Raw genomic sequence first — 22,062 nt, forward strand, 5'->3', positions numbered from 1 at the left:
ACATTTAAGATGGCGAGCTTGATTTCCTGTCCCCATTGCGGCGCCCGACCGAAGGAGGAGTTCTCGATCCGCGGCGATGCGGGCCTTGCCCGGCCGGCGCCGGATGCCGGTGCGGATGCCTGGTTCGATTATGTCTATCTGCGTGACAATCCGCGCGGCCGGCACAGCGAATACTGGCACCACTCCTCCGGATGCCGACGCTGGCTGATCGTCGAACGCGATACCGTCACCCATGCAGTCCATGGCGTCCGCGATGCCGCCCTTTCCAAGCTCGGCGGAGAACCGGCATGACGAGCTTCCGTCTTTCCTCCGGCGGCCGCATCGACCGCGCCACGACGTTCGGCTTCACCTTCGACGGCAGGCCGCTAGACGGCCATCCGGGCGATACGCTCGCCTCGGCGCTTCTTGCCAACGGCGTCCAGCTCGTCGGCCGCAGTTTCAAATATCATCGCCCGCGCGGCATTCTGACGGCGGGGGCTGCCGAACCGAACGCGCTGGTGACGACAGGCAGCGGCGGACGCACCGAACCGAACACGCGTGCGACGATGATCGAGCTTCATGAGGGGCTGACGGCAAAGAGCCAGAACCGCTGGCCCTCGCTCGGCTTCGATGTCGGCGCGGTCAACGGCCTGCTCTCGCCCTTCCTCAGCGCCGGTTTCTACTACAAGACCTTCATGTGGCCGGCGGCGCTTTGGGAAAAGCTCTACGAGCCGGTGATCCGCAAGGCGGCGGGTCTCGGCAGGGCCTCCTACGAGGCCGATCCCGACACTTACGAGAAATGCTGGGCGCATTGCGATCTGCTGGTGATCGGCGCCGGCCCTGCCGGTCTTGCCGCGGCGCTGACCGCCGGCCGCGCCGGCGCGCGCGTCATCCTCGCCGACGAGGGATCCGAACTCGGCGGCAGCCTGCTTTCCGACAGCGGCACCATTGACGGCAAGCCGGCGGATGCGCTTCTCAGCGAGCTGGTTGCCGAACTGGCGAGCCTGGAGAACGTGCGCCGCCTGCCGCGCATGACCGTGTTCGGTTGGTACGACGACAATGTCTTTGGCGCCGTCGAACGCGTGCAGAAGCATGTGGCGATGCCCGATCCGGAACGCCCCGTCGAACGATTGTGGCGCATCGTCGCCCGCCAGGCGATCCTTGCGACCGGCGCCGAGGAGCGGCCGCTCGTCTTCGGCGGCAACGATATTCCCGGTGTGATGATGGCAGGCGCCATGCGCAGCTATCTCAATCGGCAGGCGGTCGCGCCGGGCAGAAGCACTGTCATCTTCACCACCGACGACGCCGGATATCGCACCGCTGCGGATCTTGAAGCCGCCGGCCTCGCGGTCGCGGCGATCGTCGACAGCCGCGGGGATGCGGCCGCAAGCTGGGAGGGCCGCGCCGAAGTGCTGAAGGGCGCCAGGGTCATCGACGCGTTTGGCGGCAAGCGCGTGCGCAGCGTCAGCGTCGAAACCGCCGGCGGCACCCGCCGGATCGACGCGGACGCGCTTGCCATGTCGGGCGGCTGGAGCCCGATCATTCATCTTGCCTGCCATCGCGGCGCGAAGCCGCAATGGTCGGACGAGGCCTCGGCGTTTCTGGCGCCCGCCCAGCAGGAAGGTCTGACCGTTGCCGGCTCGGCTGCCGGCATGGCGCAAACCGCGACCTGCCTTGGTGATGGCGCCGCAAAGGCAGCTGCCGCGTTGAAGGCGATCGGTTTCGCAGCGGCGGAGCCGGCTTTTGCACCGACGTCCGAGGCGGTTGCACAGGCAAAGCCGCTCTGGTCGGTCAAGGGCTCGAAGGGCAAGGCCTTCGTCGATTACCAGAACGACGTGCATCTCAAGGATCTCGGCCTCGCCGTCCGCGAAGGCTACGGTCATGTCGAGCTTGCCAAGCGTTACACGACATCAGGCATGGCGACCGACCAGGGCAAGCTTTCCAACATCAACGCCATCGGCATCCTTGCCGAGGCGCGCGGTGTGTCGCCCGCCGAGGTGGGAACGACGACCTTCCGGCCCTTCTATACGCCGGTCTCCTTCGGCGCTTTGACCGGGACATCGCGCGGCAAACATTTCCAGCCGGCGCGCAAATCGCCGCTACATGGCTGGGCCGAGAAGAACGGCGCGGTCTTCGTCGAAACCGGCCTGTGGTACCGTTCCTCCTGGTTTCCGCGCCCCGGCGAGACGACATGGCGCGAAAGCGTCGACCGCGAGGTGCTGAACATCCGGAAGAATGCCGGCCTCTGCGACGTCTCGACCCTCGGCAAGATCGAAATATCAGGGAGGGATGCCGCGACCTTCCTCGATCGCATCTATTGCAACGGCTTCGCCAAGCTCGCTGTCGGCAAGGCGCGTTACGGCATCATGCTGCGCGAGGACGGCTTCATCTATGACGACGGCACCACCAGCCGGTTCAGTGACGAGCATTTCTTCATGACGACGACGACCGCACTTGCCGCCGGTGTGCTGACCCATCTCGAATTTTGCGCCCAGACGCTCTGGCCGGAACTCGACGTCTGCTTTGCCTCCTCGACCGATCAATGGGCGCAGATGGCCGTCGCCGGGCCGAAGTCGCGCGCCATTCTCCAGGAGATCGTCGACGAGGACTTGTCGGATGCGGCCTTCCCCTTCATGAGTGCCCGCAAGGTCTCCCTCTTCGGCGGTCAACTTGAAGGCCGGCTCTTCCGGATTTCCTTCTCAGGCGAACTCGCCTACGAGCTGGCGGTGCCTGCCGGCTACGGCGAAAGCGTTGCCGATGCGGTCATGGCGGCGGGCGAGAAACATGGCATCTGCGCCTACGGCGCCGAAGCGCTCGGCATCATGCGTATCGAGAAGGGTCATGTCACCCATGCCGAGATCAACGGCACGGTGACACCTGGTGACCTCGGCTTCGGCCGCATGGTTTCATCAACCAAGCCGGATTTCATCGGCAAGGCAATGCTTGCGCGCGAAGGCCTGCAGGATGCCGAGCGGCCGCGCCTCGTCGGCGTCAAGCCACTCAATCCCGCGAGCGGTTTTCGCACCGGTTCGCATATTCTCGCCGACGGTGTTGCGGCGACGCTCGAAAACGACCAGGGCTATGTGACATCAAGCGCCTTTTCGCCGGGGCTCGGCCATACGATCGGCCTGGCGCTCGTCCGGCGCGGGCCGGAGCGTATCGGTGAAAAGGTGACGGTCTGGAACGGCCTGCGCAACGAATTCACCGATGCGGTGCTCTGCCATCCCGTCTTCATCGATCCTGAAAACGAGAAGCTCCATGCGTGATCTTCCGCAACACAAACCGGTTCTTGCCGGGACGGTTTATAACGGCATCTCAGGGGCGGGCATCCGGCTGGAAGCCTTGCCGGAGGGCCATCTCCTGCATGTGCTCGGCGCAATCGAGCCAACCTCGCTCGCCGCGGAATTGGTGAAAGCAGGCTTTGCGAAAAGTTCGATCCGCCAGGCAGGCTTCCGGCAATGGTTTGTCGCCGGTGACGAGCCGCTCGTGCCCGCCAGCCTCGATGCTCTCGTGGCGGCGCTCGCGGGAAAGGCCTTCGTCATGGACCAGAGCCACGGGCGGGTGCGTATCGGCGTTGCCGGCCGTTTCTCGCGGGCGCTTCTCTCACGGGGGACCGCCGTCGATCTCGATCCTTCCATCTTTCCGGAAGGCCATTCGGTCATGGCGATGGTCGGTCATCTCTCCGTGCAGATCGTCCGCACCGGCGATGACAGCTTCGAACTCACGGTCCTGCGCAGTTTTGCCGAAAGCCTCTGGGACGATCTCACCCATATGGCGGCGAGCGCCGAAAAGGACGGCGCATCGTCATCATGACGAGAGCCTGGGTTCCTGCATGTATTGCTGGAACCCGAAAAGCCATGCCGGTTTCAATGTTGCATCTCACGATCTGCAACGCCTCGCCTTGTCGGCGGGGCCTTTGGTCAGGGTTGCCCGTATGATGACACCAGGCTGGGCATCGTGTCGGCGGGCTTGACCTCCAAAGTACTACCATCGGCAAAGGAAAGCGTCAGCGCACTGCCGAGGAAGAAATTGACCGAGATTCCATCGGTGTCGTTTCCGTCGAACGAGATCGTTGCCTTGTTGTCGCTGATCGTCACTTTGGTATTTGCAGCGGTGAAGCCTTCACCCAGTTCAAGCGTGGACGACGATCGCAGAAGAGTGATGGAGTCTTGGCCGTCGCCAACTGCGAATTTAACGGTGGAACCAAGTTCTGCTTGATTACCGCCAATCGTGATTTTGTCGTTTCCGGCTCCGCCGATGATCGTGTTTCCAATCCCGGCGGAGATCGTATCGTCGCCGACACCGGCATCAACCGTATTGTTGAGCGAGGCAACGATAGCATCATTGCCAACACCGCCAACTACCGTGTTGCCGACGCCGGCAAAGAGCGTGTCGTCTCCCTCGCCGCCAATCACGGTGCTCCCCCCGCCGGCAGAGAGCGTGTCGTTGCCGTCGCCGCCCTCGATCGTGCTGACAGAACCGACCGATATCGTGTCATTGCCTGCGCCGCCGCTGATAGTCATGAGGAAACTGCCGCTGATGATGTCATCACCAGCGCCGCCATTTACCGTGCTGTCCGGCCCAGCACGGATAATGTCGTCCTTGTCAGTACCAGTGATGCTCGCAAACGCGCCGCCAAAGATGAACTGTCCGCCATTTTCAAGCAAGATGCTGGTGATCTGGCCCTCGGCCTGCTTCAGTGGATCGAGATTGACGCCGGAAATGGATGACAGAATCTGGCTGGCGGCCGACTGTTTTGTAGCCGCCGCGGCCGACTGGGCAGATCCATTGAGAAGGGTCAATGCCGTCGAATTACCGGAAGCTGCGGACGATGAAACGGAAACCATGATGTCTTCTCTGTTAAGCGCCCTCTCATGAGGCGTTATTGCAGGTCGTCATCATGACGAGGTGAATCATTTAGTATCGCTAGAGTGAAACGGGAACATTAATAGAGTATTGCATATATGCAATCATTGCGCGAATAAATGACGCCGCCAAGCTTGTTGGATGCGACGTCCGCCAATAGGTTTAAGCTGTATGCAGCGCGGCGGCGCCGACCCATTCGGGGCGCTCCGCGCCCTGCAGCTCTTCCAGCGCATCGGCGGCGAAGCTCGGCACGACACCGGTCCACAGCAGTGCGCCATCGGGATTGGAATGACCGTCGCCCTCGAGCTTGTAGATGCTTTCGACGATATACTGGCCGTCGTTGTTCAATCCCTTGATCTCGGAGATCTCGATTACCCGGCGCCGGCCGGTGCGCTTGAAGCGGGCGATCTGCACGACGACGTCGACCGCCGAGGCGATCTGGGCGCGCAGCGGCCGAAGCGGCATGTCGATATCGGACATCAGCGCCAGCGTTTCCAGCCGGTGCAGGGAGTCATAGGGGGTGTTCGCATGCACCGTCGAAAGGCTGCCGCTGTGACCTGAGGTCATCGCCTGGATCATATCGAGCGCCTCGCCGCCGCGGCATTCGCCGACGATGACCCGGTCGGGCCGCATGCGCAGCGACGAGCGGAACAGGTCGCGAATGCTGGCGCCGCCGCGGCCGAAACGGTCCGGCTTCGTCACTTCGAGATAGACCACGTGTTCCTTGCGGATCTGCAGTTCGGACGTGTCCTCGATGACGATGATGCGCTCGTGGTCGGCAAAGGCTTCCGATAGCGCGTTCAGCATCGTCGTCTTGCCGGTGCCGGTGCCGCCGGAAATAATGACGTTCTTCTGCAGCCCGACGGCCGCCTGCAGCAGCGTCAGCGACTCGTCGGTCAGGCTACCCTGGGTGACGAGATCGTGGATGCTGCGATGTTCTTTCAAAAAGCGGCGAATGGATATGCAAAGCCCGGTGCGGGACGCGGGCGGCTGGATCATCTGCACACGCGAACCGTCCGGCAGACGCGCTTCGACGCTCGGTTCCTCCGGCGTCAGTCGCTTGCCGGAGAACTGCGCGATGCTGCGCGCGGCCGATTCCAGATCTTCGCGGCTGGCGAAGCGCGTATCGGCGCGTTCGAGCTTGCCTCGCCTTTCGACGAAGATGTCGGATGTGCCGTTGATCAGGATTTCGGACACGCTCGGATCATCGAGAAGAAAACGGATCGGCCCGAGCAGCTTGTCCAGCGCCCGGGTCAGGACCTGGAAGGTCGCCTGTTCGGCAGCGTCGTCGGAAACGGCCTTCATCAGAGCGGCATCCCGACCAGGACCGTGCTCATGCCGAACAGCGTCGCCATCATCTGAACCGCGGTCGGAAAGAACATCATCAATGGAATGAGGACCAATGCAAGTATTAAGATGCTGCTCATCGTTTCCATCGTTTTCTCTCCGGATCGACTGGCGGGCGATACCCACCATTTGACGAAAGCTTAATCCAGATCGCCAAACAACGCCATGGCCAGGCCCCGCGGAGGCAGTCATTATGGTCGTCACGCGCCGTTTCTTCTATCGCTTTGAAAGAATTGACCAATTATGGAGCAGTAGACGAGGCCTTGCAAGGTTGACAAAAACTTCGGCCATGCAGGTAAAACTGCAGCTTGTTCAATCGGTTAGTTGAAAAAATATGACGTCAACTGCGATTGTGCCGGCGATGCCTCCAAGACAATTGGAACCCTTCGTTTCGTTTGCTTGACGGAGGGCTGGCCTTGGGCGCACTCTTGGGTCTTAATGGTGTTGCTCAACAAACGTTGGCCGCCGGGGAAGATAAGCTGAAGCAGAAAATATCATTGGATCGAGCAACATGCTCGTTCGGATCGATAGCATATGCTTGGTTCATCTTCACCAGGGCTTCGAACCGAAACAAACCTGGGAATGAGGAGTAATCACATGTTTGGTAAACTCAAGACTCTCGCAATTGCACTTCACAAGGACGAACGCGGCGACATGGCCCAGATCGTCCTGGCCGTCGCCCTGATCGTCATTCCGCTGATGCTGATCCTGCTCGCATTCGGCAAACAGATCGGCGAATGGTTCAACGAAAAGAACACGGCGCTCTCGGATGCCGAGAGAATTCCTGAGCCGGGTCAATAAGCGGGTCGGGATCATGGATACGACCTATGATCTGACCCTGATGCCTGCGGCGGCGGCTCTTGCCGTCGCCTGCACCATGACCGCGGCGGTGCTCGACCATCGCCACGGTCATATCCCGAACGCCGTCACCTATCCCTGCCTGCTTGGCGGGTTCATGTTGGCGGCAGTCAGCGGCGGTCTCGCAGGGATAGGGCTTGCTTTCGCAGGCCTCCTTGCAGCCGGCCTGATCTTCATCATCGCCTTCGCAGCCGGAAGCTGCGGCGGCGGCGACGTCAAGCTGATGGCGGCGCTCGGCGCCATTCTTGGCCTCTGGCCCGCCATCGACGTCACACTTGCATCGCTGATGGCCGGCGGCGTGATCGCCGTTTTCTCCATGGCGCGGCGCGTTCAGTGGAGCGTGCTGGCCCGAACGGTCGGACTGTTTGCGCTTCTCCTGCCTGCCGGTTTCCGCGATGCCGCTTCGGTGCTGAAGCCACGCGAAACCCATCATACCGTCCGCTTCGGTGTTGCCGCTGCTCTCGGACTTCTCTGGTGCCTTTTCATGCCCGATTTCACCCCTCTTTCATTCGTGAGGTAACGGCAATGCGCGCGGAACTCGAACGCCCCATCTTCGACGGTGCCTTCTGGAGTTCGATCCTGCACTCGCGGACCTTCTGGGTCCCTCAGGATCACGGCGCGCTCCTCGGTACCTTTGCGATCGCCATGATGTTGCTTGCCTCGATGCTGCTGCTGCCGCGGCTTTCCGCCCGCCGGCGCCGGATATCGGAGCTTCACGGCGATATCTCCGGCAGCACGACGATGATGGATTTCGTGCTCGTGACACCGGTCTTCGTCTTCTTCATGTTCGTGGTCTTCCAGTTCACGATCCTGGCCAAGAACCACCTCTTCACCCATTATGCCGCCTATGCGGCGGCGCGCAGCGCCCGCGTCTATTTCTGCCCGGCTTTTCCGATCACACTTAGAAGCATCATCGACGTCAAGACTTGCGATGACGATGCTGCCGCCGGCAAGGCCGATCTTGCCGCCCGCCTGGCGCTGATCCCGGCCGCACCCTACGACCAGCTGAAATGCGTCGGCGCCTGCCAGCCGCCGGAAGATGCGCTGAAAAGCCTTGCCGATGCTTCGGGCCTTTCGAAGAACTGGCGCGCGATGCGCAACCAGGCCCGCTATATGTTCGACCCGCAGAACGTCACCGTGACCGTCGACCGCGCGCCGATGGCGCTCTATGCCGCCATCAACCGCTCGCCGCACGTGCCGGTCACCGCCAAGGTGGAAGCGCGCTTCCTGCTGCTCGAATATGCCGGCTGGGTCTTTGCCCGCGGCCAGAGGAAGGACGGCCGCTACTACACGATCTCGACGGCGGAGGTGAACCTGCTATGACACCGACCCTTATCAAGCGCCTGCACCGCGACGAACGCGGCTTCCTGTCGCCGATCATTCTCTACATGACGATCGCGCTCGCTTTGATGATTGTCTGGATCCTGAATACCGGACAGATGATCTACGACAAGCAGCGCACGCAGGACACGGCGGATGCCGCAGCACTCGTCCATGCCGACTGGGAAGCCCGCTATCTCAACATCATGGCGATGAACAACGTCGCCTCCTCGCAGGCAACCGTCGTCATGGCGACCTCGGTCGCCTTTCAGCTGACGACGGCGGAACTGGCCCTGCGCTCGACCGCCATTCTGGCAAAACTCGCCCAATATTCTTTCACCGAAGGCTTGGGGCCGGCGTCGCTCCTGCCGCCGATGCCGCCGATGCCCCATTGCCCGGGCTGGCAGAAGATCCCGGTCGTCGGTGGCATCATCTACGGTGCTTGCCTGGCGTTCCAGGGGGTCCGGGCGATAGGAGCCACCAAGGCGATTGCATATACGGTAAAAGCACAGCTCGATTATGATCCCTGGGGCCTCATCGTGAAGTCCAGCGACATCATCGACGCCATGAATGATCTCAACGACTACCTCGTCGAGAGCTTTCCTCAGCGGGTCGGCAACGAAGCCCTGCATCTGGTGCGCCTGAACAAGTCGGATCATGTCGTCTTCCATCCGCCGTGCGAGTCCTGCAACAACGCCGGGGAGGGCGCCGGGGGTAACCTGCCGGTCGATCGCGACGGCATCAATCCCGCCTCGGCCTATGCTGAAATGTGCCTCGCCATGACCTATGGCACCCAGGGGCAGGACCCGTTTCTCATGCGCGGCGAGTTTGCCAATCGCGGCTTCCCCAACGGCAAGGGTCCGTTGACCGCAGGCGGCGTCGACGGCAGCCATATCCGCGACTGGGTCAATCACGAGAGCGGCATCGACGATGCTTTGGTGGACTTCTACATCTTTTATGAAGCCTTCGGCCCGGCCTATCTGAGCAAGATCCCGTTCAAGGCGATCATCGAGCAATTTGGCGATCTCAGCTGGTGGCAGGAACTGCTGCTCGATGGCAGCTTCTTTATCGCCGAGGAATTCTTCGGCATCGAATTCGGCATCGTGAACCCCTTTCAACTGCCGATCGACAAGCCCCCGCGCTATTCCGACAAGCAGACAAAGGACGAGAACGATTTCACCCGCAAGTTCGACACGATCTGGAATGGGGTCTGCAGCCCGGCGGGCGCTGCGATTTCGATGGCAGGCGCACTGCCCGTCATCTCTTTCCCGAAGCCTTACTGGCTGAAGGGACGCACACCTTTCAACTTCACGCCCTTTGGCGGCGAGCAACTCGACGACTATCAGACGCTGGCGATCGTTTCGCGGGCCCCGCGCGCCAGGCTCCAGATCCGCATTTTCAAGGACAAGACGCCGTCCGCCTATGCGCTCGCGCAGAGCTGGGTCCACAATTACACGGCCTTCGACCTCTACACGCAGGACTGGCTGGCATCGCTGGCCCCCGCCACGCTTGCCGACGATATCGGCGAGGTTTCGAACACCATCAAGCAGAGCCCGGCGGCCGACAGTTTTACCGGCTTGACCCGCGTCTTCGATCAGGGAGGAGCCAATGCCTGGGCTGCCGTCAACACACACTGAGCCTATGAGCGGTCCTCCCGGCCGCGGGCTGCTGATGCGGCTGCACCGCGACAGGCGCGGCCTGGCCTCGATCGAATTCGTGCTCGCCGCGCCGGTCATCCTGCTGATCGTGATTTTCGTCATCCACGCGAACAAGATTTCCACCAAGAAGGTCGGAACCATGGTGGCGATGCGTAACGCCGCCTTCGCCGAGGCGAATGGGCTGGACTGCACGTCGGATTTCTCGAACGCCTTCCCGATCCCGGCTTTGCCGGCACTGCCCGGACGCGACGCCATGAGCTGCTCGCGCACGCCATCGCATGAAGGCGGCGGCGACCCTCAGCGCACCTTTGTCTGGGACGACGTACAGAATACCCTAAAGAACGGCCGCGATTTCGGCGATATGGTCGGCGACCTCGCCAATGAAAAGCCTCAGCTCGTCACCGCGACGGCCGACCGGGTCTACAAGTTCAGGGATTCCGACGATCTCGACACGATCAGGAGCCTCCGCTGGAAGGACGCCTTCACGGTGGACGACTCGACGCTGTTTGCCTCCCACAACAACGACACCACGCGCCGCGGCTACGATCCGACGCTGCGCCGGGAAATCCGCGATGTGGCCGACGATTCCGGCGATCTGTTCGACGGCATCTTTCCGGGAGCGAAGTGAGATGAGACCGGGTTCGCGCATCTTCATCCATCTCACTGGCGTGACGCTCGTCATCGGACTCGCCGTCGCCGTGGCCACACCTGTTCGCGCCGAGATCTACAAGGATTTCAGGGTGACGCTGAATTCGATGCTGGCCGGCATCCTCGGCGCGCCGGAGCGGGCGCCACGCGATCTCGTCATCAACGGCCAACCGCTTGAATTCACGCCCTACCAGAGCGATCGCAGCATTTCCGATATCACCGACGAGTGGCTGCGGGTACTGGCCGTCAATACCCGCCCTGCCCTGCCGAAAAGCAACGACAAGGAAGAACTGACTGCCGTGATTGCCGCCAACATGCTGATCGTCCCGAAGACGAGCCGCATCCGCGACGATCTCGCCGTGGTGGTGCGCTTTTTTGACGGCGACGGCGAGGCGGCCCTCGACTATCTCCGCCGGCAGGATCCTAAAAATCCTTCGGCAAAAGCGCCGATCCCGGGCGTTTCGATCATGATCCGCCGTCCCGCCGACGCGCCGATGACCGAGGTGCTGATGAGCCGCTTCGAGGATGTTGCCTCGACGCTGCCGGCCTTCGCGGCTCCGGCCGATATCGGCAAGCTGCCGATGTCGCTGCGTCCGCCGGCCGGTGTCGAGGTGCTGAGCGATATCGGCGATCGCGACAAGGGCCACACGTCGCGCACGGTCGTGTCGAAAGGCACGCTGTCGGCCTCGCGCTGGTCCGATCAGCGCGCCGATCTGCTTGCCCGCGACGGCTTCACCATCGAGACGCCGCCGGCGCAGCGCGGCGGGGTCACCGCGCTTTACGGTCGGCGCGGCAGCGTCGAGGCCAACGTTCTCTATACCCGCAGCAAGACCGACGGCCGGACCGTCGAGGTCATTCAAATCAGGCAACCCTTCGTAGGGGGAATAACACCATGAACTGGAAGCTCATCGCGGCTGTCATCGTCGGGCTCATCACCGGCGTTCTGCTCTATTTCTGGACCGAGAGCGTCAAGAACGAGCAGACGGCCTATGCCTTCATGCGGCTCCAGCCCGACAGGAAGGTCACACGAGGGCAGGCGATCACGCCCGACATGCTCGCCGAACCGGTGATGCTGCCGGAAAGCTTCGGGGCGCTCGCCAAACTCGCCGTTCCCGCCGCCAGCGCCTACCAGGAATGGCTGAAGGACAGGACGGCGGCGAGCGACATTCCAGCCGGCTCGGTGCTGCTCTTTCAGTATTTCGATGATACCGATGGCGGACGCCTGACGACGATGATCGCGCCCGGCAAGCGGGCGCTGACCCTTCCCGTCAACGCGGCCGCAGCGGTCGGCCATTTCGTCGAGCCGGGCAGCTATGTCGATATAATCGGTACGGTCGACGAACCGGTCGAGCCCGTGGCGCCGGCCGCAGCAGCCCAGCCGGGAGCGCCCGGCCAGCCCGCTGCCGTGCCAGGTCAGCCTGCCGTCCCGGGTCAGGCGCCGGCCACAGCCGGACAGCCGCAGGCTCCAGCCCAGCCACAGTCGCCGGTCGAGCAGATGCTGAAGAACTATCTCACCCAGTATCCAGGCGCCGACGAGAACGATGTCAACGCCTACCGCAAACAGGCGCAGGATTATAAACTCGGCATAAGCTCGCGCACCCGCGTCGTCACCCGCACCTTCCTGCAGAATGTCAAAGTGCTGGCCGTCGGCGCGGCGACGACGGCGGAGGGCGCGGTCACCAAGGCCAACAGCACCTACAACAATGTGACCGTCGAAGTGACGCCGTCGGAAGCTGAAATGCTGATTTTTGCCATGGGCCAGTCGAACGGCAGCCTGAACCTCGTGCTGCGCAATCCGGCCGACAATACCGTCGAGGACCTGCCGAGCATCAACTGGACGCGCATGTGACCGCCGCGGGGGAATGAGCCATGCTGTTGAAGATTTCCTATGAGGACGGCAGCGGTCGGGAGGTGATCCCGCTCTCGGCGAACGAGACCTATTTCGTCGGCGAAAGCAGCACACTGACGCTGCCTGCCGGCGCGGGCGTCGTGCGGCTGCGCGGCAGCCACGTCTCCTCGCCGCAATTCGTGCTGCGGAAGTCGGGCCAGGGCTGGTCGGTGCAGCATCACGGCCGTAACCCGACGCGCGTCGACGATCAGCCGCTTCGGGCCGGCACGCCGGTTGCGGTCTCGGCAGGCATGTCGATCTGGGTGCCGAACGTCACCATCGAACTCGTCGAACCGGCGGCGGTGGCCGAAGCGGTCACGCAGTTTCCCGATCAGGAACGGGTGCTCGCCCTGCAAATGGAAATCCACGAGCGCCTGCTGAAGGACACGCAATATGACCGGCTGGTGAAATCTTCCGATTTCGGCCGCGAGGACACGCGAAATCGAATCCGCGAGCGCCTCGACATGTTCATCAAGGAGGCGCTCGACGGCGCGCCGCAGGATCTCGTCATCCTCGTCATCAAGAACGCCGTCTATCGGTGGCTGGCAAAACGCATTGCCCGCACGGGCCGGCGTGATGCGTCGTCGAATGCCGCAAGCCTCTCGCGCGAGGAGCAGGACAATCGCCGCCTCTTCGACGTCGGCAAGGCGCTGATTTCGGCCTTGCAGCTCAAGCTGAACTTCGAGTCCACCCGCTCGGACTTCGCCCAGCTCGACACCCGTTTCAGCGCCGCCTTCCAGTCCCGGCAAGCCCTTTTCAACGCCGGCGACCGTTACGAGATCGCCCATATGCACCTGCGCTCCAACATCGAGGAGCTGATGTATCGCTGGGGGACGATCTCCGAGCTGATGGATCTCGACGTCATCTCGGAAATCATGGTGACGCGCTACGACGAGATCTACGTCGAAAAATTCGGCCTGCTGGAACGTTACCCCTTCGCCTTCGCCAATGAGCGGCAGTTGATGAAGGTGATCGAGCGCATCGCCGTCGATTCCAACCGCTCGATCAACGAGAGCGAGGCGATGGCCGACTTCCGCATGCCGGATGGCTCGCGTGTCAACGCCGTCATTCCGCCGCTGGCAGTCAAGGGCGCCTGCCTGACCATCCGCAAGTTCGGCGGCAAGTCGCGGCTCGACATCAGCAAGCTGGTCACCGCCGGCGCGCTCAGCGAGCCGATGCGCGCCTTCCTCGAGGCGGCCGTGCGTTCCCGCAAGAACATCGTCGTCTCCGGCGGCACCGGCTCCGGCAAGACGACGCTCTTGAACAGCCTGTCGCAATTCATCCCGGTCGGCGAGCGCGTCGTTGCCGTCGAGGACACGTCGGAACTGCAGCTTGACGGCATCCATGTCGTCTACCTGCAATCGCGGCCGAAGACGGCGGAGTCCGAAACCAGCGTCACCATCCGCGACCTCGTGCGCAACGCGCTGCGCATGCGTCCCGACCGTATCATCGTCGGCGAGTGCCGTGGCGCCGAGGCGATCGACATGCTGCAGGCAATGAACACCGGCCATGCCGGCTCGATGACGACGGCGCATGCCAACACGCCGCAGGACATGATGACCCGCCTTGAAGTGATGGTGCTGCAGGGCCAGAGCTCGCTGCCTGTCATGGCGATCCGCCAGCAGATCGTTGCCGCCGTCGAGCTCGTCGTGCAGCTCAACCGCCTGGCGAACGGGCGGCGCGCCGTCACCGAGATATCCGAGGTGATCGGCATCGATCCGGATACCGGCCTGATCATCGTCGAGCCGATCTTCAATCTCGTCGGCCGCGCCGGCGGGCAGGCCGTGCATGCCTTCACCGGCTACCTGCCGAGCTTCGTCGCCGAGCTCGTCGAGTTCAACGACGACGGCGAGATCGAAAAACTGGACATGTTCGTCTAGAGCGGTTCCAGAACCGCTCTAAGCTTTTGTTTTTACGTAATTCCCCGGCAAAAGCGCTTCGCGCTTTTCCTGGAATTGCTCTGAGGGGGAAACCATGGATATCAGCATTCTGCAGATTTTTGCGGTCGCCCTCGGCGCGGTGACGGCGGGGCTGCTCGTCTGGGGCGCGCCGGTGCGCTGGCCGGCGCCGCTGCTGCGCGCCACCGAACGTGACATTGCGCTCGCCAGCGAGGCGGCGCAGGTCTTCGGGCGCGATGCCGTTCCGCCCTATACGATGATCCTCGCCTACGGCATCACCGCGATCGTCGTCTTCATCGTGATCTCGCTGATCTTCGGGCCGATCTTCGGCTTCGTCATCGCAATCCCGGTCGCCATCTTCCTGCCCAAGGGCGTGATCCGTTATTATCTGCAGCGCCGCTGGCTGCAGATCGAATCGCAGCTTCCCTATGCCGTCGACCAGATCGTCTCGGCGGTGCGCACCGGCAAGCCGCTCGCCATCGCCGTCAATGCGGTGGCCGATACCGGCCAGATGCCGGCCTCGCGGGAGTTCGAGCGCATCGCCCGCGAACAGAAGCTCGGCATCGGCCTGGTCGAGGCGCTCGACCGCCACGGCCGCAACGTGCCGAGCCTGCATTTCAAGATGGTTGACGCAGCCCTCGGTCTCTTTGCCCGCCAGGGCGGTGACATTTCCGAGCCGCTGACGGAAATGTCGAAATCCTTCAAGGAAATCTGGAAGCTCGATCAGAAGATCACCACCTCGTCGTCGCAGGCGCGCATGAACTTCCGCGTCGTCAACGGCGGCGCGCTGTTCATGATCCTGATGATCTTCTTCGGCCAGCCGGAACTGATCGACAAGGTGTTCGGCAACGCCATCGGCATCGTCATCGCGATCGTCGGCGCCATCCTCTATGCGACCGGTTTCTTCTGGATGCGCTCGATGATGAAGGTGTCGGTATGATGTCTCAGATACCCCTCGCCCCGATCGCCATCACCTTTGCCGGCATTACCGCTGCGCTGTTCGTCTGGTGGATCGGCGATATGCTCGGCAGCATTCAGGTGGTGCGCCGGTCCGCAGGCGGCGATGGTCCGCCGCCGAATATCGTCGACAGCATCGGCATGCGCACCCCGGTCGAATTCGTGCTGACGCATTTCGAGCCGCTTCTGGCCGATTACGGCGCGCAGCTCGAGCAGAAGCTGATCTATGCCGGCCGGCCGTTCGGCGGCGTCACGGGACGGGAATATATCGCCCTTCTCGTCGTTCTCAGTCTCTTCGGCTTCGTTGTGCTCGGCCTGCTGTTCGGCATTGCCAGCGGCAGCGTGATCGGCGGGCTCGTGGCCGGCCTGATCCTCGGCCTTATCCCCGCCATCTATTTCTGGGTCGTCGCCGACGACAAGGCGCAGGACCGCAAGGAACGCATTTCGCGCGAATTTCCCTACTTTCTCGATCTCGTCGTCATGACGCAGCAGGCGCAGGCGACGCTGCCGGAAAGCCTGAGGCTTTATGCCGAGGCGGCACCCGGCACCGTCATGAGCGAGGAGATCGAACAGACGCTGAAGGACGTGGCGCTCGGCACCGGCATGATCGAGGCGTTGCAGCGCCTGGAGCGCCGCATGACCGCCGAGGAGGTCATCCGCGTCATCCGCGCCGTGATCCAGGGCGAAGTCGAGGGCAGCAACCGCGTCGAGTTGTTGCGCGAGCACGCGCGCGACCTGCGCTTCCGCCGCTGGGAAAAAGCCGACAGGGCCAGTGAAAAGCTGAAGGCCAAGATCGTCATGCCGGCGATGATGATCGTCGTATCGATCCTTCTTCTGGTGCTGGCGCCTGCAATTGTCGAGATGATGTCGAGTGGGATGTTCTGATCATGGTCTTTTCCTTCTTTCGCGGAAACAAGCCTAGCCTTCTGCAGACCGGTCCCGGCGGCCAGAGCCGCAGCCATGTGCTCGACCGGCCGGAAATGTCGATCGGCCGGGCGGGCAATGCCGATATCGTCGTCGACGATCCGTTCCTGGCGCCGATCCATGCGCGCATCGAGCGGCAGAGCGACGGCGGCTTCATCATCCGCCGCATGGGGCTGAACCCGATCATGCTGCGCGGCGAAGCGCTGTTGCAGACGGCCTCGCTGAAGGCCGGCGACAGCTTCCGTCTCGGCAAGGACGTCGAATTCCAGTTCGTCGTCAAGGCCGCCGCCAAGGAAGCGCCGAAGAAGGAGGCCTCCAAGGCAAGTGACGACAAACCGAAAAAGTCGCTCCTCAAGCAGCCGGCCTTCCTCGCCGGCATAGGTGTCGCCTATCTCGCCATCGTCGGCATCATCGGCTACGTGATCCTCTCCGACAGCGGCAGCGCAGAGGGTGGCCCGACGGCCGAACGCATCAATGCGGAGGCCGGCCGAATTCCGACATGCATCAAGAACGCCCGGCGCATGCGCCAGGTCTCGGAGGCCAGCTTCAACGGCGCCGTCGGCGGCCGTGTCGGCAGGGATGGCGACGCAACCTATGCCGCCCTTTCGCTGGCCGCCGAACCGTCTGATGACGCCGCGCTGGCCAAGGCCGCCGAGCCGATCGTCGAGGCCTACAAACGCACGGCGCTCGCAGCCCTTGCCTCGGAGAACCGCGGCAACAATACGCTGGCGCAGACCCTCTACCAGCAGACCTACGATCTCGTTCCCGACGTCAACTGCTCAGCCGCACGCTTCGCGCTGCAGCGGCGGGCTGCGGTGAAGCCGGTCGCTAGACGGTGATTGCCAGTCTTGCAGCGCTGCTCGTAAGGTCGGAGCCGACCGTGTGTTTAGACTGTCGAAGAAAATTCGAGCCGCCGATGGATGAACCACTGTTCAAACGCGTGGACATCAGCTCGGATGACGGCTGGTCACTCTGACATAATAGCAGTCAGGATCGATAAGACGAAAATCACGCAGTCCCCAAGGCTGTAGAGCAAGATCGGAGACCGGCCAGCCGCTCTCTTTTGCCGTGCGATAGGCACCCTCAACGTCAGCGACCTTCAAGACGATCTCGACGCCGAGGCCAGCTCTCTGGCCGGTATCGATCCGTAGCGGATGATCGGTCGAAAGGACGCTACGCGAATTGATCGCGATCACCGCGTCACCGTTTTTCAACATCGTGTATTCGGTGCTTGGCGAGCCCTGGACTTCAAAGCCCAGAACCCTCCGATAGAAATCAATCGATGTCTCAGGCGCTTCGACAAATAGCTCCAAACTCAGTTGCAACTGGTGCCTCCTTTTTGCTCAGAATGAATGCTGTTGCCAGAAGGGGCAGATGAGCCTGGGCTTCATTTAGAGAGGTACTTGCTCAGGAATGCCCGAACGCTGCTAAAGGACTGTGCGGCCGCCGTCGCATTATATTCTTCCCGATGACCGAATGACGTCTTTGCCACCGCGACGTACGGGGAATCGAAATCATGGTATGCACCTGGATAGACGTTGAGTTCGATTGGCGGACCTTTGCCACTAAGGTGAGAAACCCTCTGCCGACACCTCTCGGCGGGGCTCCAATCGTCCAGTTCGCCATTTAGGATCAAAGTTGGCACCGTCGCATCGCCCTCATGCGGAGCGCAAACCGGATAGTAGGCGACTGCAGCCTTGAACTTTCGATCCATAAACTGCTCGTTGCCTTCGACTTTCGTGGCTTCTAGTGTTGCGATTCCACCAGCAGAGAAGCCCATCAGCCCCACACGTCGGGCATCAACGAAGGTGTATGTGGATAGGAAATCGAGAGCCCCGTAGGCATCGAACACCCGGTCGGGAAGATAGCGTTCACAGGTGTTCTCAATGTTACGGGTCGTGAAGCTGTCGACCACCAGCACGACATATCCCCATGAGGTCAATCGCTGCGGCCAGTAAGTCTTGGTGTTTGGCTGAATACCTCCGCAACCGTGCATGACAACGACGGCCGGAAAGGGACCATCTCCCTGTGGTCGGCTCAGATATCCCAGCAAGTGCGTAGCTTGGGCCCGCGGGAGACTGACACCTTGTTCCTTGGCCTTGCGTTCCAGGAATGGACTTGGCTTTGCGACTGCGCTGTCGAATCGCACCAACTCGTCAGCGTGGGCCCCAGGATTAGGCTGCACGAAAGCGATGAGCAAAAGCCCGAAAGCAAGCTTTGTGATTTGCATTGCGTTGCTCCGCTGGGCGACAGGCAGTTGATCAAACGCTATCCACAACCGATCATCATCTAGATCCGGAAACTTCGACGTCCATAGGCTAAAAAGGGGCGTGGCAAATAGCCGCCCCTAATAGGTATCTGACGGCTTATTCTGCCGATGCCGAATTTAGCGGCTGGTGTGCGTGATGAGCTGTTTCTGCCAAGAACCGCCGAGCGATGACGGCCTCGACCGAGCGTGGTCAGCCAAAGCGGTCCACCAGGAAATCTATCACCGTCCGCAACATTGCTGTTGGCCGACGGTTCGGCGCATAGATGAGGGACATCGGGACAGGCTTGTAGGACCATTCCGGCAGCACCTGCTCGAGCCGTCCTTCGGCGATATCGGCGGCGAGCAGCAGTTCCGGCTGAAGTGCAATTCCCGCGCCGCTGAGCGCTGCCATGCGGAGCGCCGCCCCCTGGTTGGTTGAGAATTTTCCGGAAATCAATACATCGCGCAATTCGCCTCCCGGTCCGACCAGGTGCCAGCGATCCTGCATGCGCCAATAGGAGTGGCCGAGGCAGAGATGGTTCGCCAGAGCCTCCGGCGAGGCCGGCCGGCCATGGCGGGCAAGATAGTCCGGCGAGGCAGCGAGAATCCGCCGGTAGGGCGTGAGCGGGCGGGCGACGAGGCTGCTGTCCGAGAGCGGACCGATATGGATACCGAGCTCGAACCCCTCGCCGACGAGGTCATGGACATTGTTGTCAAGCGATAGCTCGATGCTGACGTCGGGATAAGCGTTCTGGTAATCGATCAGCGTCGGCACCAGGACCTGCGTCCCGAAGCTGACGGGTGCCACCACTCGAAGGCGGCCGCGCGGCGCCGATTGCAGTTCGTTCGCCGAAGCCTCGGCCAGCGCCACTTCGGAAAGGGCGCGCTTGCAGCGCTCGTAATAGAGCTGGCCAACCTCTGTGAGCTGATGGCGTCGCGTGGTGCGATGGATCAGCTTCGCCCCGAGCCGGGTCTCAATCGTCTTGATGTGTTTGGCAACCATAGCAGGCGAAACTTGCGCGATCTCCGCGGCCGCCGCGAAACTGCCATTGTCGATGACCCTGACGAACATTGCCATGCCGGCCAGCTTGTCCACGATTACCTACCTCTTGGTTTCGAATGACGATACCAACAGCCTATTTATCAACCGAGAGATTTACAACATGGTCGTCATGTCCGCGCCAAGACGACGGACATCACCGACCTGACCAAGGAGAAAACATGCCCATTCTTCACTTGCAGATGCACCCCGGCCGCACCGACGATCAGAAACGCGCCTTCGCGCGCGAAGCAACCAAGGCCGCCGTCGAAACCCTGGCGTGCCCGCCCGAGTCGCTGGAAATCCTGATAACGGAGATTGCCAAGGATTCCTGGGCGGTCGGTGGCAAGCTGAAATCTGAAGCTTGAGAGACGACCCGCAGCGTCGAAGGCTCGAACTCCGGGACGCCGCCGCCATGGTATCGAACAGGGAGCCGGCCCCTCGGCTCCCGTGCTGAATGTGAAGGGCGGCCGGTTGATTTTACTGGCCGCTGCAACCCCACCGCACTCAAGCCTTTGGGCAGCCGACTTCGTCGGGGAATTTGCCTTTTGGTGCATCTGAGCCGGCGGAATTCGGCCCTACGCGAACTTTTTCGTCGTCGAAGGATAAGGCTGCTTTGCGCCCTCATATCAGTCGTAGAGCCCCAGCCAAGCGGCGGCTTGAAAGCGGACAACGCATTGGACTGGCGAGGCCGCATGTTTGCGTCAAAGCGGATTTACATTGAACGTGATTGCATCTCCGATGCCTGCGCCTGCTTTTTGGCCTGTGTCCAGCGGGTCACTCGTTCGCAAGCACTGTCTTTCCAGATGCAAATTGGCGATCATAGAAAACCCGAACCGACAGAACGACGCCGGCGATCAGGACAACAACCCCGGCGACTTCGATCGGCGTTGGCCAGCGCGCATGCACGACAAGTCCGCCGATCACGCCGAAGACAGTCTCGGAGACGATCAATTGCGCGGCCAGGGCAACCGGCAGGGTCCTTGACGCAATACTCCAGGCCCAGACGCCGCCCACGGTGGCCAGTAGCGCGAGAGTTGTGCCCCAGACATAGAGGTTGCCGGCAGCGCTCCAGCCGAATCCCAATGTCGGAAGCCGGAAGAGGTCCATCGCGGCACCGATGGGATAGAAGACCAGCATCAAGACGCCGCCGCCAACCAGTATCAGCGCCGACCACACGCCGGAGGGCATGTCCGGCCGTACGGCGAGTGCTGCCTGATTGGAAAGTGCGAACCAGACCCAAAGGCCCACGGCAGCAAGCGCCAGCGGCACGCCAATCCACAATGATTGCACAGAGTCCAGTCCTTCGGCCGTGAATGCTGTGCCATTGACGAGAACAAGGCCGACCAGCACCAGTGCCAGAGGCACCATGAGGGATCGCCATGGCAATGATGCCTGACCCTGATTGCCAATGACCATCAATACGATTGGTACCAGCCCGAGAAAGGCCGGAGCGATGACTGGGCCGGCAAAGAGGGCCGCTCCCGTCACTGTCAGGAAGTAGCCGACATAGCCGACGAAGGCGAGCCAGATGGCTTGCAGGCAGTTTCGAAGCGTGAGGTGGCGCATGACACCCTTCTCGGAAAACAGGATGCAAAGCCCGACGAGTGCCGAGACGACGTGACGTATGAGAGCAAAATCAAAGGTGGAATAGTCACCGATGATGAAGGGCACCACGAAGTTGAGCGAAAAGGCAAAGGCCGCAAAGAGAGCGGCCGACACGCCAATATAGAAAAGTCTGTCCATAATGTTCACCCTTTTGAAGTTGCGTCACCGAGCCCTGGTCTCCGCGACACCGAGTGTGCCGTTTGGCAATCAAGCGAAATGCTTGATCGAATGGGGAAATTTTACCGGCCACGCGCTCTGGTCGGTAGCCGGCGAAAATGAGAACCAGCCTCTCGATACGCATCACCCGGATCGTGAAACGGTGCTGTATCGCGGGGGCCGCGATGCGGCTCCCGCTTTGACCGGGGCGGGCGACTGGTTGACTCTGCTGGCTGCCGGAACTCCACCGCCCGCAAGCCTATGGCAGCCGACTTCGCCGGGGGATTTGCCTTTTGGTGCATCTGAGCCATGGCGGAGTTCGGCCCGAAGCGGCCGTTGGTGAGGAGTTTAGTTACTTCGTTCGGGGCTGAGATTAGGTGGAATACAATGTACGCTCACTCCATTGCGAGCTCGAAAACTCAACGACTTTTCCACTAAGCTGATTTCGATCCTCGACGCCTTGTCTAGTATGAGCGTCTCGGGGGCTCCGTCACTCCCGGAACAGGCCCTGCGGAAGACCTTGATGACAGGGCCGTAGACGACCTGATAGCGGCCAAGGTCGACGCAATTGGGTTCTCCTGTAGTAATCGGATTGCCGCTAGCATCACATCTCTCAGCATAAGGGAAATTTTTTGCTGTCATCGAAAGCCGAATAAGGGCTGCGCTTT

22 protein-coding genes are annotated in these 22,062 nt (G+C 61.8%); 15 read left to right on the forward strand and 7 right to left on the reverse strand.

Annotated elements, in window-relative coordinates; all coding sequences use genetic code 11:
• Positions 1–9 precede the first annotated feature (9 nt).
• The 3 genes from GR198_RS02370 to GR198_RS02380 are packed head-to-tail and all read left to right on the forward strand — an operon-like array spanning position 10 to position 3,792.
• Positions 10–291, forward strand: a complete 282-nt coding sequence (locus GR198_RS02370) for a sarcosine oxidase subunit delta (protein ID WP_003548150.1) — start codon at positions 10–12, stop codon at positions 289–291.
• On the forward strand, positions 288–3,245 hold the full coding sequence (locus GR198_RS02375; RefSeq protein ID WP_164067260.1) for a sarcosine oxidase subunit alpha family protein: 2,958 nt from the start codon (positions 288–290) through the stop codon (positions 3,243–3,245). Before GR198_RS02370 ends, GR198_RS02375 begins: the two co-directional genes overlap by 4 nt.
• Positions 3,238–3,792, forward strand: coding sequence for a sarcosine oxidase subunit gamma family protein (locus tag GR198_RS02380; RefSeq protein ID WP_164067263.1), 555 nt, complete (start codon positions 3,238–3,240; stop codon positions 3,790–3,792). Before GR198_RS02375 ends, GR198_RS02380 begins: the two co-directional genes overlap by 8 nt.
• Positions 3,793–3,899: 107 nt before the next feature.
• On the opposite strand, the gene GR198_RS02385 is transcribed toward GR198_RS02380, so the two are convergent.
• From GR198_RS02385 to GR198_RS36065, 3 genes are all read right to left on the reverse strand, one after another.
• The gene (locus GR198_RS02385) at positions 3,900–4,826 is read right to left on the reverse strand and encodes a calcium-binding protein (protein ID WP_164067265.1); all 927 of its coding nucleotides are present in this window, start codon (positions 4,824–4,826) and stop codon (positions 3,900–3,902) included.
• Positions 4,827–5,007: 181 nt separating this feature from the next.
• Complete coding sequence (locus GR198_RS02390) at positions 5,008–6,150, reverse strand: CpaF family protein (RefSeq protein ID WP_246711035.1); 1,143 nt, start codon at positions 6,148–6,150, stop codon at positions 5,008–5,010.
• A complete protein-coding gene (locus GR198_RS36065; RefSeq protein ID WP_003594894.1) occupies positions 6,150–6,281 on the reverse strand; it encodes a hypothetical protein in 132 nt (43 codons plus the stop codon). The genes GR198_RS02390 and GR198_RS36065 overlap by 1 nt, the downstream gene beginning before the upstream one ends.
• A gap of 508 nt (positions 6,282–6,789) precedes the next feature.
• Here GR198_RS36065 and GR198_RS02395 point away from each other — a divergent pair.
• From GR198_RS02395 to GR198_RS02445, 11 genes are all read left to right on the forward strand, one after another.
• Complete coding sequence (locus GR198_RS02395) at positions 6,790–6,993, forward strand: hypothetical protein (protein WP_003548168.1); 204 nt, start codon at positions 6,790–6,792, stop codon at positions 6,991–6,993.
• Between the two features lie 13 nt (positions 6,994–7,006).
• On the forward strand, positions 7,007–7,570 hold the full coding sequence (locus tag GR198_RS02400; protein WP_011655292.1) for an A24 family peptidase: 564 nt from the start codon (positions 7,007–7,009) through the stop codon (positions 7,568–7,570).
• A 5-nt stretch (positions 7,571–7,575) separates the two neighbouring features.
• Complete coding sequence (locus GR198_RS02405; RefSeq protein ID WP_164047193.1) at positions 7,576–8,373, forward strand: TadE/TadG family type IV pilus assembly protein; 798 nt, start codon at positions 7,576–7,578, stop codon at positions 8,371–8,373.
• Positions 8,370–10,007, forward strand: coding sequence for a TadE/TadG family type IV pilus assembly protein (locus tag GR198_RS02410; RefSeq protein WP_029872050.1), 1,638 nt, complete (start codon positions 8,370–8,372; stop codon positions 10,005–10,007). Before GR198_RS02405 ends, GR198_RS02410 begins: the two co-directional genes overlap by 4 nt.
• Complete coding sequence (locus GR198_RS02415) at positions 9,979–10,656, forward strand: TadE/TadG family type IV pilus assembly protein (RefSeq protein ID WP_164067269.1); 678 nt, start codon at positions 9,979–9,981, stop codon at positions 10,654–10,656. The genes GR198_RS02410 and GR198_RS02415 overlap by 29 nt, the downstream gene beginning before the upstream one ends.
• A 1-nt stretch (position 10,657) precedes the next feature.
• A complete protein-coding gene (locus tag GR198_RS02420) occupies positions 10,658–11,572 on the forward strand; it encodes a hypothetical protein (RefSeq protein ID WP_164067272.1) in 915 nt (304 codons plus the stop codon).
• The gene (gene cpaB, locus GR198_RS02425) at positions 11,569–12,525 is read left to right on the forward strand and encodes a Flp pilus assembly protein CpaB (RefSeq protein ID WP_131628631.1); all 957 of its coding nucleotides are present in this window, start codon (positions 11,569–11,571) and stop codon (positions 12,523–12,525) included. The genes GR198_RS02420 and cpaB overlap by 4 nt, the downstream gene beginning before the upstream one ends.
• A 20-nt stretch (positions 12,526–12,545) precedes the next feature.
• Positions 12,546–14,444, forward strand: a complete 1,899-nt coding sequence (locus GR198_RS02430; protein WP_130793910.1) for an ATPase, T2SS/T4P/T4SS family — start codon at positions 12,546–12,548, stop codon at positions 14,442–14,444.
• A gap of 94 nt (positions 14,445–14,538) precedes the next feature.
• Positions 14,539–15,402 carry a type II secretion system F family protein gene (locus GR198_RS02435; RefSeq protein WP_164067275.1) on the forward strand — a complete coding sequence of 288 codons (864 nt, stop codon included), beginning with the start codon at positions 14,539–14,541 and terminating at the stop codon, positions 15,400–15,402.
• Complete coding sequence (locus GR198_RS02440) at positions 15,399–16,304, forward strand: type II secretion system F family protein (RefSeq protein WP_164067278.1); 906 nt, start codon at positions 15,399–15,401, stop codon at positions 16,302–16,304. Before GR198_RS02435 ends, GR198_RS02440 begins: the two co-directional genes overlap by 4 nt.
• Positions 16,305–16,306: 2 nt before the next feature.
• Positions 16,307–17,182 (forward strand): FHA domain-containing protein, encoded by an 876-nt coding sequence (locus GR198_RS02445; RefSeq protein WP_164067281.1) that lies wholly within the window; start codon positions 16,307–16,309, stop codon positions 17,180–17,182.
• A 108-nt stretch (positions 17,183–17,290) separates the two neighbouring features.
• Here GR198_RS02445 and GR198_RS02450 read toward each other — a convergent pair whose 3' ends face one another.
• From GR198_RS02450 to GR198_RS02460, 3 genes are all read right to left on the reverse strand, one after another.
• Positions 17,291–17,668, reverse strand: a complete 378-nt coding sequence (locus GR198_RS02450; protein WP_029872057.1) for a VOC family protein — start codon at positions 17,666–17,668, stop codon at positions 17,291–17,293.
• A 62-nt stretch (positions 17,669–17,730) separates the two neighbouring features.
• Positions 17,731–18,573, reverse strand: a complete 843-nt coding sequence (locus GR198_RS02455) for a dienelactone hydrolase family protein (RefSeq protein WP_164067284.1) — start codon at positions 18,571–18,573, stop codon at positions 17,731–17,733.
• Between the two features lie 229 nt (positions 18,574–18,802).
• Positions 18,803–19,687, reverse strand: coding sequence for a LysR family transcriptional regulator (locus tag GR198_RS02460; RefSeq protein ID WP_029872059.1), 885 nt, complete (start codon positions 19,685–19,687; stop codon positions 18,803–18,805).
• Between the two features lie 125 nt (positions 19,688–19,812).
• On the opposite strand from GR198_RS02460, the gene GR198_RS02465 reads away from it, so the two are divergent.
• Complete coding sequence (locus tag GR198_RS02465; RefSeq protein ID WP_003553363.1) at positions 19,813–19,998, forward strand: 4-oxalocrotonate tautomerase; 186 nt, start codon at positions 19,813–19,815, stop codon at positions 19,996–19,998.
• Positions 19,999–20,407: 409 nt separating this feature from the next.
• Here the strand turns inward: GR198_RS02465 and GR198_RS02470 are convergent, their stop codons facing one another.
• Entirely contained in the window at positions 20,408–21,376 is a 969-nt protein-coding gene (locus GR198_RS02470; protein WP_029872060.1) for a DMT family transporter, read from the reverse strand.
• Between the last annotated feature and the right edge of the window lie 686 nt (positions 21,377–22,062).

The organism is Rhizobium leguminosarum, assembly GCF_010668065.1.
GTDB lineage: Bacteria > Pseudomonadota > Alphaproteobacteria > Rhizobiales > Rhizobiaceae > Rhizobium > Rhizobium leguminosarum_S.

Bases quoted from the DNA above. Each gene is read 5' to 3' on its own strand.
- GR198_RS02370 (WP_003548150.1), top strand. From the start codon at position 10: ATGGCGAGCTTGATTTCCTGTCCCCATTGCGGCGCCCGACCGAAGGAG.
- GR198_RS02405 (WP_164047193.1), top strand. From the start codon at position 7,576: ATGCGCGCGGAACTCGAACGCCCCATCTTCGACGGTGCCTTCTGGAGT.
- GR198_RS02430 (WP_130793910.1), top strand. From the start codon at position 12,546: ATGCTGTTGAAGATTTCCTATGAGGACGGCAGCGGTCGGGAGGTGATC.
- cpaB (WP_131628631.1), top strand. From the start codon at position 11,569: ATGAACTGGAAGCTCATCGCGGCTGTCATCGTCGGGCTCATCACCGGC.
- GR198_RS02465 (WP_003553363.1), top strand. From the start codon at position 19,813: ATGCCCATTCTTCACTTGCAGATGCACCCCGGCCGCACCGACGATCAG.
- GR198_RS02410 (WP_029872050.1), top strand. From the start codon at position 8,370: ATGACACCGACCCTTATCAAGCGCCTGCACCGCGACGAACGCGGCTTC.
- GR198_RS02435 (WP_164067275.1), top strand. From the start codon at position 14,539: ATGGATATCAGCATTCTGCAGATTTTTGCGGTCGCCCTCGGCGCGGTG.
- GR198_RS02455 (WP_164067284.1), bottom strand. From the start codon at position 18,573: ATGCAAATCACAAAGCTTGCTTTCGGGCTTTTGCTCATCGCTTTCGTG.
- GR198_RS02400 (WP_011655292.1), top strand. From the start codon at position 7,007: ATGGATACGACCTATGATCTGACCCTGATGCCTGCGGCGGCGGCTCTT.
- GR198_RS02420 (WP_164067272.1), top strand. From the start codon at position 10,658: ATGAGACCGGGTTCGCGCATCTTCATCCATCTCACTGGCGTGACGCTC.
- GR198_RS36065 (WP_003594894.1), bottom strand. From the start codon at position 6,281: ATGGAAACGATGAGCAGCATCTTAATACTTGCATTGGTCCTCATTCCA.
- GR198_RS02375 (WP_164067260.1), top strand. From the start codon at position 288: ATGACGAGCTTCCGTCTTTCCTCCGGCGGCCGCATCGACCGCGCCACG.
- GR198_RS02470 (WP_029872060.1), bottom strand. From the start codon at position 21,376: ATGGACAGACTTTTCTATATTGGCGTGTCGGCCGCTCTCTTTGCGGCC.
- GR198_RS02395 (WP_003548168.1), top strand. From the start codon at position 6,790: ATGTTTGGTAAACTCAAGACTCTCGCAATTGCACTTCACAAGGACGAA.
- GR198_RS02390 (WP_246711035.1), bottom strand. From the start codon at position 6,150: ATGAAGGCCGTTTCCGACGACGCTGCCGAACAGGCGACCTTCCAGGTC.
- GR198_RS02385 (WP_164067265.1), bottom strand. From the start codon at position 4,826: ATGGTTTCCGTTTCATCGTCCGCAGCTTCCGGTAATTCGACGGCATTG.
- GR198_RS02415 (WP_164067269.1), top strand. From the start codon at position 9,979: ATGCCTGGGCTGCCGTCAACACACACTGAGCCTATGAGCGGTCCTCCC.
- GR198_RS02380 (WP_164067263.1), top strand. From the start codon at position 3,238: ATGCGTGATCTTCCGCAACACAAACCGGTTCTTGCCGGGACGGTTTAT.
- GR198_RS02445 (WP_164067281.1), top strand. From the start codon at position 16,307: ATGGTCTTTTCCTTCTTTCGCGGAAACAAGCCTAGCCTTCTGCAGACC.
- GR198_RS02440 (WP_164067278.1), top strand. From the start codon at position 15,399: ATGATGTCTCAGATACCCCTCGCCCCGATCGCCATCACCTTTGCCGGC.